Origin of the sequence: Achromobacter sp. 413638 (genome assembly GCF_043119405.1) — a bacterium.
GTDB lineage: Bacteria > Pseudomonadota > Gammaproteobacteria > Burkholderiales > Burkholderiaceae_B > Achromobacter.
This window is the reverse complement of sequence record NZ_JBICCO010000007.1, coordinates 110,676-121,925: the sequence shown is the minus strand read 5'-3', so window position 1 is coordinate 121,925 and position 11,250 is coordinate 110,676. Positions and strand designations below refer to the sequence as shown.

Sequence of the window (11,250 nt, the reverse complement as noted above, 5' to 3'; positions counted from 1 at the left end):
CCCCCCCCCCCCCCCCCCCCCCCCCCCCCCCCCCCCCCCCCCCCCCCCCCCCCCGGGCCGCATCATCGATCCCAGGGAGGTGCTGCAATGAACCAGCACGGCCGCGTCTGGCGGGTAGGCGCAGATATCGACACCGACGCGCTCGCCCCGGGCGCCTACATGAAGTTCGGCATCGACGAGATCGCGCGCCATTGCCTGCAGCGCGTGCGGCCAGACTTCGCCGCCGGCGTGCGGCCCGGCGACGTGCTGGTGGCCGGGCCCAACTTCGGCATCGGCTCCTCGCGCGAGCAGGCCGCCGCCGCCCTGGTCCGGCTGGGCGTGGCGGCGGTGGTGGCGCCGTCCTATAACGGCCTGTACTTCCGCAATGCCTTCAACGTCGGCCTGCTGCTGCTGACCTGCCCGCATGCCGCCCGGCTGGTCGAGGGCGAACGCGTCAGCCTGGACCCGGACGCCGGCCGCATCCATCGCCGGGACGGCGAGGCGCTGGCCTGCGAGCCGCTGCCGGACTTCCTGCTGGACATGGTGCGGGCCGGCGGCCTGCTCAATCAACTGAAGGCGCTGCAAAAAGGAGCGCGGCCACAGGCCGGCCAGGCTCCGGGCAATGCCACCGAATCCTGACGAACCGGAACTGCCATCATGCTAGACCCCGTCACCCTGGCCGTGCTCAACGGCCGGCTGGAACAGATCGCCGATGAAATGGACGCGACCCTGTACCGCAGCGCCTTCAATCCCATCATCGCCGAGGCGCACGACGCCTGCCACGGCCTGTACGACGCCGCCAGCGGCGCCACGCTGGTGCAGGGCAAGTCCGGCCTGCCGGTGTTCGTGGGCGCCATGTCATTCGCGGTCCAGGCCGCCGCCCGCGCCGCCCAGGGGCGCGGCGGCATGCGGGATGGCGACGTCTGGATCCTGAACGATCCCTACGACGGCGGCACCCACGCCAACGACTTCAAGCTGGTGCGCCCGGTGTTCCGGGGCGGCGAGCTGTATTGCTACCTGGCCTCGGCCGCGCACTGGCATGACGTGGGCGGCGCGGTGCCCGGCAACTACAACCCGGCCGCCACCGAGTGCTGGCAGGAGGCGGTGCAGATCCCGCCGGTGCGCATGGTGCGCGGCGGCGAGCTGGACGAGGACGTGCTGGCCATCCTGAAGGCCAATTCGCGCCTGCCCGACAGCCTGTGGGGCGACCTGAACGGCCAGCTGGCCGCGCTGGAACTGGGCGCGGGCCGGCTCGACGATCTGTTGCAGGAGTACGGCGACGACACCGTGCGGGCCGCGCTGGACACGCTGCGCCAGCGCGCCCGGCGCCTGATGCTGGACCACGTGGCCAGCCTGCCGGACGGCGAGTACCGCTATCGCGACACGCTGGACAACGACGGCGTCAAGGACGCCGAGCTGACCATCGCCCTGCGGCTGCGCGTGAGCGGTGAACGGCTGGAACTGGATTTTTCGGAGACCTCGCCGGCCTGCGCCGGCCCGGTCAATATCTCGCGCGCCACCGCCGTGGCCGCCTGCTACGTGGCGCTCAAGCACGTGTTCCCGGACGTGCCGGCCAATGCCGGCGTGCTGGACGCGGTGACGGTGACGCTGCCCGACGGCCTTTTGATCTCGGCGGAACGGCCGCGCCCGGTGGGCGGCTATACCGAGACCATCCTGCGCATGATCGACGTGATCTTCTGCGCCGTGGCCCAGGCCGCGCCCGAGCGCGCGCCGGCCCAGGCCTACGGCACCATCAACGCGCTGTCCATCGCCGGCTACCGCAGCGACGCGGCGCGCAAGGGGCAGCGCTGGGTCATGTTCAGCTTCTTCGGCGGCGGCCACGGCGGCCATAGCGCGGGCGACGGCCTGAGCCACGGCAACGCGCCGATCTCCACGGCGACGATTCCGCCGCTGGAGATCCTGGAGGCCGCCTATCCGGTGCGCTTCACGCAATGGGCGCTGCGGCCCGACTCGGCCGGCGACGGCAGGCATCGCGGCGGCCTGGGCGCCATCTACGAAATCGAATTGCTGGAAGACAGCGCCGAGGCCTTCATCTTCGGCGAGCGCGGCCGCAGCAGCCCCAAGGGCGTGGCCGGCGGCGAGCCGGCGGCATCGAACGTGTTCCGCTATCAGCAGGACGGGCAGTGGCTGGCGCCGCCCATGACCTCGAAGATGCTGGGCATCGCGCTCAAGCGCGGCGAACGCGTGCGGCTGGAAACGCCGGGCGGCGGCGGCTACGGACCGCCGGCGCAGCGCAGCGAGGTGGCGCGCCGGCGCGACCGCGACATGGGCTATGTGAGCGGCGCGGACGCCGCGCAGGAAAAGGGAAGGGCATGACGATGGCGACGACGCAACAATCCCTGGTGGTGGGCGTGGACGTGGGCGGCACGTTCACGGACCTGTTCGTGCTCGATGAGCGCACCGGCGAGGCGCGCGTGATCAAGGTGCCGTCCACGCGCGGCGAGGAAGCGCGCGGCTTCATGAACGGCATCGGCCGCGCGGCCGAGGGCGCAGGCGCCATCGCCACCATCGTGCATGGCACCACGGTCGGCACCAATGCGCTGCTGGAACGCAAGGTGGCGCGCACCGGCATCATCACGACGGCGGGCTTTCGCGACGTGCTGGAGATGCGCCGGCGCGACCGGCCGCAGACCTGGGGCCTGCGCGGCGGCTACGAGCCCGTGGTGCCGCGCGACCTGCGGCTGGAGGTCGACGAGCGGGTGCTGGCCGACGGCGCGATCCACACCGAGGTCAACCTGGACCAGGTCGAGGCGGCGGCGCGCGAGCTGCTGGCGCGCGGCTGCGAGGCGGTCTGCGTGTTCTTCGTCAACGCCTACGCCAATCCGGCCAACGAGGCCCGCGCGGTGGCGCGGGTGCGCGAGATCTGGCCCAACGGCCACGTCACCGCCGCGACCGAGGTGTTGCCCGAGATCCGCGAGTTCGAGCGCTGCTCGACCGCTACGCTCAACGCCGCCCTGCAACCGGTGGTGGGCAGCTACCTGACCCGGCTGCAACAGGACCTGCGTGGCCACGGCTTCGACGGCGAGCTGCTGGTGGTGCAGAGCAATGGCGGCGTGATGTCTCGCGAAACCGCCTGCGACGTGCCGGTGCGCACGGCGCTGTCCGGTCCGGCGGCCGGCGTCATCGCCTGCGCCGCCATCGCGCGCGCCGCCGGCCTGCCGGACGTGGTGACGGGCGACATGGGCGGCACGTCCTTCGACGTGTCGCTGGTGGCGGGCGGCGAGGTCTCGCTGGCGGCGCAGACCGCGATCGAGTTCGGCATGGTGGTGCGCGCGCCGATGATACAGATCGAGACCATCGGCGCGGGCGGCGGTTCGATCGCCAGCGTGGATGCCGGCGGCCTGCTGCAGGTCGGTCCGGAATCGGCCGGCAGCAATCCCGGGCCGGCCTGCTATGGCCGGGGCAACACACGGCCCACCGTCACCGACGCCAATGTGCTGCTCGGCCGCATCGCGGCCGACCGGCCGCTGGGCGGCGGACTGCTGGCGCGGCTGGATGCCGAACGCGCGCGCGCGGCCATCGACGAGCACGTGGGCCGGCCGCTGGGCCTGGACCCGCAGGCGGCGGCCGAGGCCATCCTCACGGTGGCCAACGCCAAGATGGCCGGCGCGATCCGCGTGGTGTCGATCGAGCGCGGCCACGATCCGCGCAAGTTCGCCTACATGCCCTTCGGTGGCGGCGGCGCGCTGCACGTCTGCGCGCTGATGCGCGAGGTCGGCTGCCTGCAGGGCATCGTGCCGCGCTTTCCGGGCGTGACCTCGGCGCTGGGTTGCGTCATGGCCGATATGCGCCACGACAGCGTGCAGACGCTGAACACCACGCTGGCGGGCCTGGACGAGGCCGATCTGGCGCGCCGCGTACAGGCCCTGGCCGACAGCTGCCAGCAACGGCTGGACTCGGCCGGCGTGGCCTTCGAGGGCGTGCGCGAGCGCATCGAGCTGGACATGCTGTACGCCGGCCAGAGCCATACGGTGAACGTGCCGGTCGAGCGCCAGGCGCTGACGCGCACCGGCATCGCCGCCGCTTTCGAGGCCGCCTACCGTCGCGCCTATGGCCGCAGTCTGGACGGCATGCCGGTGCGCGTGCTGAACCTGCGCTATGCGCGCATCGGCATGCGGCCCAAGTTCGATCTGGCGGTGCTGGCGCCCACCGCCGGGGCGATGCCGGCCGTGCTGGGCACGCAGGCCGTCTACCACGGCGGGCAATGGTGGGACGCGGCGCGTTACGAACGGTTGGCGCTGCCCGTCGACGCGGAAGTGGCCGGCCCGGCCATCCTGGAACAGCCCGACACCACGATCTGGATCGAGCCCGGCTTCACCGGCCGCGTGGACCGCCTGGGCAATCTGCTGATCCGCCGCCAGCCATGACGCCTACACACGATGCCCGGCGCCCCTGCGGGGGCGGCGTCTTCCATCCCGGAACGGTCCGGCGATGAAACAGGAGCACACCATGTCCGACGCCCGATCCACCGCCTTGATCGTCATCGACCTGCAGAACGACTTCCTCGCGCCCGGCGGCGCCTATGATCGTGGCGGCGCCGTCTCGGCCGAGGCGCGCGCGCTGCCGCCCCGGGTGGCGCCGGTGGCGCGCGCCCTGAAGGCCGCCGGCGGCTTCGTCGCCGCCAGCCAGTTCACGCTGTGGCCCGACGCGGCCGGCGAACCCATGATCTCACCACACCTGCGCCGGCTGCGGCCTTTCCTGCGGCGCGGCGATTTCGCAGCCGGCGGCCCGGGCCATGCCTGCGTGGCCGAGCTGGACGGCCTGGTCGACGTGGCCGTCTGGAAGGTCGCCTATTCGGCTTTCTTCAATACGCAGCTGGACTGGGTGCTGCGGCGTGCCGGCATCGAGCATGTGGCCATCTGCGGCATCGTGACCAACGGCGGCGTGGCCAGCACGGCGCGCGACGCGCACATGCGGGATTACCACGTCACCGTGCTGGCTGACGGCTGCGCCGCGCCGACGCCGGCGTTGCACAACGCTGCGCTGGCCGATCTGCGCAGCGTGGCGGACCTGCGCGCCTGCGAGGACTTCATCGCGGGAATCGTCCGATGAACGGACCGGACGCGCAGCCCGCGCCGGAACTGTCGTTGCCCGTGCTCATCATCGGCGGCGGCGCCTGCGGCCTGACCGCCGCCATCCGGCTGGCGCGGTCGGGCGTGGAATGCTTGGTGATCGAGCGTGACGCCGTCCCGGCCGGGTCCACCGCGCTGTCGTCCGGCTTCATTCCGGCGGCGGGTACGCGCGTGCAGCGCGCCGCCGGCGTGGCGGACAGCGTGGACGACTTCGCCGCCGACATCCTGGCCAAGACCGGCGGCGCCGCCGCCGCGCATCTGGTGCAAGCCTATGCCCGGGCCGCGCCGGCCGCCATCGACGCGCTGGAACAGGCGGGGTTGCGCTTCGAGCTGCTGGACGGCTTCCTGTACCCCGGTCATCGCGCCCGCCGCATGCACACGCTGCGCCAGCGCTCGGGCCAGGCGCTGATGGCCGCGCTGGGACAGGCGGCGGCGGACGCGGGCGCGCTGGTGCTGACGCGCACACTGGCGCGCGAGCTGCGGCATGACGGCCAGGGCCGGATCACGGCCGTGATCTGCGAACGACCGGACGGCACGCGTGAATCCATCGGCTGCGATGCGCTGATCCTGGCCTGTAACGGCTTCGGCGGCAACGCCGCCATGGTGCGCGAGCATCTGCCAGCCATGGCGGACGCGGTCTATGGCGGCCACGCCGGCAACGATGGCAGCGCGGTGCGCTGGGGGCGGGAGCTGGGCGCGGGCCTGGCCGACATGGGCGCCTATCAGGGGCACGGCTCCTGGGCCACGCCGCAGGGCGCGCTGGTGTCCTGGGCCGTGATCATGGATGGCGGCGTGCAGGTCAATCGGCTGGGCCGGCGCTTTCACGACGAGACCCAGGGCTATTCGGAAGCGGCCGTGCGCGTGCTGGCGCAGCCGGATGGCGTGGCCTGGAACGTGTTCGACGACCAGGCGCTGGCGCTGGTGCGCGACTTTCCCGATTTCCAGGCAGCGCGCGCGGCGGGCGCGCTGCGCAGCGCCGACGACGTGCCGGCGCTGGCCGCGCTGATCGGCTGCGATGCGCGGGCGCTGGCCGACACGCTGCGGTCGGTAGCCAGGGATGCGCGGGACGTCCACGGACGCCGTTTCACGCGCGCCTTGTCCGCGCCATATCACGCGGTCAAGGTCACCGGCGCGCTGTTCCATACCCAGGGCGGCCTCGACATCGACGCCCGCTGCCGCGTGCGGCGGGCGGACGGCGGCCTGTTCCCGAATCTGCTGGCGGCGGGCGGCGCGGCGCGCGGCGTGTCGGGCAACGATGTGGCGGGCTATCTGTCGGGCAACGGCCTGCTCAGCGCCATCGCGGGCGGCCATATCGCCGCGGCGACGGCCGCCGGGATCGCGGGCACGGCGCTGGCCGATGAGCCGACTCCGTAGCGTCGCGCGGCCACAGGCATGCGCATGACTTTCATACAGGCATCCACGTTCATGGAGGCATCCAGGCATGAACACCTTGAGTAAGCAGCTGGTCCAGGGCCCGGTCCTCGCGCCGGGCGTGTACGACGCCTTGTCGGCGCTGGCCGCCGAGCAGGCCGGTTTCCAGGCCCTGTACCTGTCCGGCGCGTCCATCGCCTATACGCGGCTGGGCCGTTCCGACGTGGGCCTGACCACGTACAGCGAGGTCGAGGACACGCTGGCGCGCATCGCCGAACGGGTCCGGGCGCGCATCATCGTCGACGCCGACACCGGTTTCGGCAATGCACTGAACGTGCAGCGCACCGTGCGCGGCCTGGAGCGGGCCGGCGCGGCCATGATCCAGCTGGAGGACCAGACCTTTCCCAAGCGCTGCGGCCACCTGGACGGCAAGTCCGTGGTGCCGGCCGCCGAGATGTGCGGCAAGCTGCGCGCCGCCGTGGACGCGCGCCAGTCGCGCGAGACCCTGATCCTGGCGCGTACCGACGCGCTGGCCTCGGAAGGGCTGGACGCCGCGCTGGAACGGGCCGAGCGCTATCTGGAAGCCGGCGCGGACGCCTTGTTCATCGAGGCCCTGCGCAGCGGCGAACAGATGCGGGCGGCCTGCGGGCGCTTCGCCGGCCGCGCGCCGCTGCTGGCCAACATGGTCGAGGGCGGCAAGACGCCGGTGCAGGGCGCGCAGGAGCTGGCCGCGCTGGGATTCGGCATCGTCATCTTTCCGGGCGGCACGGCGCGCGCGGTGGCCCACACGCTGGCGGGCTACTACGGCAGCCTGCGCCAGCACGGCAGCACGACGCCCTGGCGCGACCGCATGCTGGACTTCGACGGCCTGAACGCGATGATCGGCACGCCGGAACTGCTGGCGGCGGGCAAGCGCTACGAGGCTTGAGCGGCCGCGCGCGCGGCGGTTGCGGGCCGGCCGCGCTCAGGCTGGCGCGGCGCAAGGGCGGGTCGGGCGTCTGGTTTAGAATCCCCTGGTTTCCCTGTCCGCCCGCATCGTCGCGCGCGGTTTGACGGCCATGCGCGCAGACACCAGCAACTACCGCGATCTCTTCCTCGACAACGTGCCCATGATGGACGCCCGCGCGCCCGTCGAGTTCGCCAAGGGCGCGTTTCCCGGCGTGGTGAATCTGCCGCTGATGACCGACGAAGAGCGCGAGCTGGTCGGCATCTGCTACAAGCAGCGCGGCCAGCAGGCCGCCATCGAGCTGGGGCACCGGCTGGTCGGCGGCGCCGTCAAGGCGGCCCGTCTCGACGCCTGGGCCGCGTTCGCGAAGGCGCATCCGGACGGCTACCTGTATTGCTTCCGGGGCGGCCTGCGTTCGCAGATCGTGCAGCAATGGCTGCGCGACGAGGCCGGCATCGCCTATCCGCGTGTGACCGGCGGCTACAAGGCCATGCGCGGCTTCCTGCTGGACACGCTGGACCGGGCCCTCGCCGAATGCGATTTCCTGGTGCTGGGCGGCATGACCGGCACCGGCAAGACCGAGGTGCTGCGCCGGCTGGACGATGCGCTGGACCTGGAAGGGCACGCCAATCATCGCGGCTCCAGCTTCGGCAAGCGCGTGAGCGGCCAGCCCACGCAGATCAATTTCGACAATGCGCTGGCGATCGACATCCTGAGAAAACGCGCCGCCGGACACGCGCGCTTCGTGGTCGAGGACGAAGGCCAGGCCGTGGGCAGCTGCAGCCTGCCGCCCGCGCTGTACCAGGGCATGCAGCGCCATGGCCTGGTGTGGCTGGAGGACAGCCTGGAGAATCGCAAGCAGCGCATCCTGCGCGACTACGTGATCGACCTGGGCGCCGAGTTCGTGGCGGCCCACGGCGCCGAGCAGGGCCAGGCCCTGTTCGCGCAACGCCTGCGCCAGAGCCTGGACAACATCGCCAGGCGACTGGGCGGCGAGCGCCACAAGCGCCTGGCGGCCATCATGGACGAGGCGCTGCGCGGCCAGGCGCTGGGCCTGGGCGTGGCTGGTCACCTGGGCTGGATCGAGGGCCTGCTGTCGGAATACTACGATCCCATGTATGTCTACCAGCGCCAGCAGAAGGCCTCGCGCATTGTCTTCGCGGGGGACCAGGAGGCGGTGACGCAATACCTGCAGGCGCGCGGCGCCGCGCCGGGCAGTTCCTGAGGCCGGACCTCGGCGGCGGCGCGAGCGACGGCGGGGTCATCGTCGGGTCAGGCGCCATCCTCCGGCGCGCGCACCAGCAGCACCGGCACGGGAGCGCTGCGCAGGATGCGCTCGGCGCTGCTGCCCAACGCCAGCCGCCGCACGCCGCGCCGGCCGTGCGTGCCCAGCACGATGAGATCGGCGCGCCATTCGCCAGCCTCGTCGATCACGCGCTGCTGTACCGTCTTTTCCAGGTTTTCATAGAGCACGCTGCTTACCGGCACGCCTTGCGCGCGGACCTGCTCGGTGGCCTGTCGCAGGATATCCGCGCCGTTCGCGCGCAGCAGGTCCAGCAGTTCGCCGGCATAGTAGCCACAGCTGTCGATGCCGATGGCGAAGGAGAGTTCGTCGATCACATGAATCAGACGCAGGTCGGCATGCGTGAGCCTGGCCAGGCGGATCGCTTCCCGCAGGCCGCGTTCAGACGTGGCGCTGCCGTCCACGGGGACGAGAATGCGTTGGTACATGATGGGTCTCCAAGGGGACGGAGTGGCGGGAGGCGGGCGGGCGCCGGCGTTCAGTCGACCGCCGGCAACAAGGGTTCGATCGGGCTGGCAGGCCCGGCGGCCGCCAGGATCTGGCGCTTGAAGCGGCACACGGCGCCGTCGGTCTCGCCGGCCAGCACGTCGTGCTGCCTGAGCAGCAGGATGGAACGGGGCCGGGCGCCGATCTGCGTGGCGATGTCATCGACGGCGCGGAAACCGCCATGGCCGGACATGACGCAGATGACGGAGTAGGCGCGGATCATGCGCCGCTGCGTGTCCAGGAACGCCCGCATCGGCGAGGCCAGGCCGCGCAGCCAGACCGGCGTGATCAGGATGACATGGTCGTAGATATCCAGGGACGGGCCGGCGTAGCGGACGGACGGGCGGCGTCCGAGCAGGCGGTCGGCGACGCAGCGCAGGTCGCCGGACAGGCCCATCCTGGGGACGGCGTCGCGTATTTCATGTAACGGCCAGCCGCTGGAGGTCGCCAGGCGATCGGCCACGGCGCGCCCCGTGCCGCTGCGTGAATAGAAAACGATGCCGATGCGTGGCTTGCGTTCGTCTGAGAGCATGGTGTGCTCCCGAAAATGTGGAGATGCGCTGTGCGACCGAGCGCGTCGATTTCATCTTGATCCAACGGGAGCAGGACGCCTTGATCTGCGTCAAACGCCGCCATCCCAGGCATCCTTCCGCCGCCTCCGGGGCATGAGAAGCTGGGCCGGATGAAAGGAGCAACCATGTCGAATTCCCCGACCCTGCGTTTCCTGGGCGCCGCCGGCACGGTGACCGGCTCGCGTCACCTGCTGGAAGCCGGCGGACGCCGCATCCTGCTCGATTGCGGCCTGTTCCAGGGCGTGAAGCCGCTGCGGCTGCGCAACTGGGCGCCGTTTCCCGTGCCGCCGGCGGATATCGACGCGGTGGTGTTGTCGCACGCGCACCTGGACCATTCCGGCTACCTGCCCAGGCTGGTGCGGGATGGATTTCGGGGACCGATCCTTTGCTCGCCCGCCACGCTGGACCTGTGCCGCCTGCTGTTGCTGGATAGCGCCCATCTGCAGGAAGCTGACGCCGACTACCTGAACCGGCACGGACTGTCCCGTCACCAGCCGGCGCTGCCGCTCTACACCGTCGCCGACGCGCAGCGCGCGATCGCGGCCTTGCGGCCGGTCGACTTCGACACGGCCACGGACCTGCCGGGCGGTTGCGGCTTCCAGCTGACCCCGGCCGGCCATATCCTGGGCGCCGCCATCGTCCAGATCCGCCATCCCGGCGGACGCCTGGTGTTTTCCGGCGACCTGGGCCGCTACGGCGATCCGTTGATGCCGCCGCCTGGCGGGGTGGCGCAAGCCGATCATCTGATCGTCGAGTCCACCTATGGCAACCGCAAGCACAGCGCGGAGCAGGCGGCCGACGCGTTGGAAGCCGTCATCACGCGCACGGTCAGGCGCGGCGGCACCGTGGTGATACCCGCGTTCGCGGTGGGGCGCGCGCAGGCGCTGCTCTACTACATCTGGCAACTCAAGCAGGCGGGGCGCATCGCCCGCGACCTGCCGGTGTTCCTGGACAGCCCGATGGCCAGCGGCGCCGTCGATGTCTATCTTCGGCACGCCGGCGACCAACGCCTGTCGGCGGCCGACGCGCGGGCGGCGTTCGGCGTGGCGACCTATGTGACCGAGGTGGAACAGTCCAAGGCGCTGGACAGCTCGCCCATGCCCAAGATCATCGTGTCGGCCAGCGGCATGGCCACCGGCGGGCGCGTGATCCATCATCTGAAGCACTACCTGCCCGATCCGCGCAGCACGGTGCTGTTCGCCGGTTTCCAGGCCGAGGGCACGCGCGGCGCGGCGATGCTGGACGGCGCCGCCACGGTCAAGATCCATGGCGGCTATGTGCCCGTGCGCGCCGAGATCGACAGCCTGCCGATGCTGTCGGCGCACGCGGATGCCGACGAGATCCTGCGCTGGCTGCGCGGGTTCGAGCGCGCGCCCCGGGAAACCTTCATCGTGCATGGCGAGCCCGGCGCCGCCGACGCGCTGCGCCTGCGCATCAAGGACGAGCTGGGCTGGCGCTGCCGGGCGGTGGAGCAGAACGACGTGGCGGAGCTGGGCTGAC

At 71.6% G+C, this 11,250-nt stretch carries 10 protein-coding genes; 8 read left to right on the top strand and 2 right to left on the bottom strand.

All coding sequences use genetic code 11. The features are described 5' to 3' along the window. Positions 1–87: 87 nt before the first annotated feature. From ACEU5R_RS05155 to mnmH, 7 genes are all read left to right on the top strand, one after another. Positions 88–618 carry a 3-isopropylmalate dehydratase gene (locus tag ACEU5R_RS05155; protein WP_103274243.1) on the top strand — a complete coding sequence of 177 codons (531 nt, stop codon included), beginning with the start codon at positions 88–90 and terminating at the stop codon, positions 616–618. A gap of 18 nt (positions 619–636) precedes the next feature. Next, positions 637–2,316, top strand: a complete 1,680-nt coding sequence (locus tag ACEU5R_RS05150; protein ID WP_392409338.1) for a hydantoinase B/oxoprolinase family protein — start codon at positions 637–639, stop codon at positions 2,314–2,316. 2 nt (positions 2,317–2,318) lie between these two features. Continuing rightward, the gene (locus ACEU5R_RS05145; RefSeq protein WP_392409340.1) at positions 2,319–4,367 is read left to right on the top strand and encodes a hydantoinase/oxoprolinase family protein; all 2,049 of its coding nucleotides are present in this window, start codon (positions 2,319–2,321) and stop codon (positions 4,365–4,367) included. A 64-nt stretch (positions 4,368–4,431) separates the two neighbouring features. After that, positions 4,432–5,052 (top strand): cysteine hydrolase family protein, encoded by a 621-nt coding sequence (locus ACEU5R_RS05140; protein ID WP_392409337.1) that lies wholly within the window; start codon positions 4,432–4,434, stop codon positions 5,050–5,052. Continuing rightward, positions 5,049–6,446, top strand: a complete 1,398-nt coding sequence (locus tag ACEU5R_RS05135; protein WP_392409336.1) for an FAD-dependent oxidoreductase — start codon at positions 5,049–5,051, stop codon at positions 6,444–6,446. The genes ACEU5R_RS05140 and ACEU5R_RS05135 overlap by 4 nt, the downstream gene beginning before the upstream one ends. Before the next feature lie 67 nt (positions 6,447–6,513). Beyond that, complete coding sequence (locus ACEU5R_RS05130; RefSeq protein ID WP_392409335.1) at positions 6,514–7,371, top strand: oxaloacetate decarboxylase; 858 nt, start codon at positions 6,514–6,516, stop codon at positions 7,369–7,371. Positions 7,372–7,501: 130 nt separating this feature from the next. Further along, positions 7,502–8,614, top strand: coding sequence for a tRNA 2-selenouridine(34) synthase MnmH (gene mnmH, locus ACEU5R_RS05125; RefSeq protein ID WP_392409334.1), 1,113 nt, complete (start codon positions 7,502–7,504; stop codon positions 8,612–8,614). 47 nt (positions 8,615–8,661) lie between these two features. On the opposite strand, the gene ACEU5R_RS05120 is transcribed toward mnmH, so the two are convergent. Together ACEU5R_RS05120 and ACEU5R_RS05115 are read right to left on the bottom strand one after the other, a co-directional pair. Beyond that, on the bottom strand, positions 8,662–9,120 hold the full coding sequence (locus tag ACEU5R_RS05120) for a universal stress protein (protein WP_392409333.1): 459 nt from the start codon (positions 9,118–9,120) through the stop codon (positions 8,662–8,664). A 50-nt stretch (positions 9,121–9,170) separates the two neighbouring features. Then, the gene (locus ACEU5R_RS05115) at positions 9,171–9,710 is read right to left on the bottom strand and encodes a flavodoxin family protein (protein WP_392409331.1); all 540 of its coding nucleotides are present in this window, start codon (positions 9,708–9,710) and stop codon (positions 9,171–9,173) included. Between the two features lie 165 nt (positions 9,711–9,875). Here ACEU5R_RS05115 and ACEU5R_RS05110 point away from each other — a divergent pair, with 165 nt between their 5' ends. After that, on the top strand, positions 9,876–11,249 hold the full coding sequence (locus tag ACEU5R_RS05110; protein WP_392409330.1) for an MBL fold metallo-hydrolase RNA specificity domain-containing protein: 1,374 nt from the start codon (positions 9,876–9,878) through the stop codon (positions 11,247–11,249). Position 11,250 lies beyond the last annotated feature (1 nt).

Excerpts from the sequence above, each read along its gene's own strand:
- ACEU5R_RS05155 (WP_103274243.1), top strand. The coding sequence starts at position 88 with ATGAACCAGCACGGCCGCGTCTGGCGGGTAGGCGCAGATATCGACACC.
- ACEU5R_RS05150 (WP_392409338.1), top strand. The coding sequence starts at position 637 with ATGCTAGACCCCGTCACCCTGGCCGTGCTCAACGGCCGGCTGGAACAG.
- ACEU5R_RS05145 (WP_392409340.1), top strand. The coding sequence starts at position 2,319 with ATGGCGACGACGCAACAATCCCTGGTGGTGGGCGTGGACGTGGGCGGC.
- ACEU5R_RS05140 (WP_392409337.1), top strand. The coding sequence starts at position 4,432 with ATGAAACAGGAGCACACCATGTCCGACGCCCGATCCACCGCCTTGATC.
- ACEU5R_RS05135 (WP_392409336.1), top strand. The coding sequence starts at position 5,049 with ATGAACGGACCGGACGCGCAGCCCGCGCCGGAACTGTCGTTGCCCGTG.
- ACEU5R_RS05130 (WP_392409335.1), top strand. The coding sequence starts at position 6,514 with ATGAACACCTTGAGTAAGCAGCTGGTCCAGGGCCCGGTCCTCGCGCCG.
- mnmH (WP_392409334.1), top strand. The coding sequence starts at position 7,502 with ATGCGCGCAGACACCAGCAACTACCGCGATCTCTTCCTCGACAACGTG.
- ACEU5R_RS05120 (WP_392409333.1), bottom strand. The coding sequence starts at position 9,120 with ATGTACCAACGCATTCTCGTCCCCGTGGACGGCAGCGCCACGTCTGAA.
- ACEU5R_RS05115 (WP_392409331.1), bottom strand. The coding sequence starts at position 9,710 with ATGCTCTCAGACGAACGCAAGCCACGCATCGGCATCGTTTTCTATTCA.
- ACEU5R_RS05110 (WP_392409330.1), top strand. The coding sequence starts at position 9,876 with ATGTCGAATTCCCCGACCCTGCGTTTCCTGGGCGCCGCCGGCACGGTG.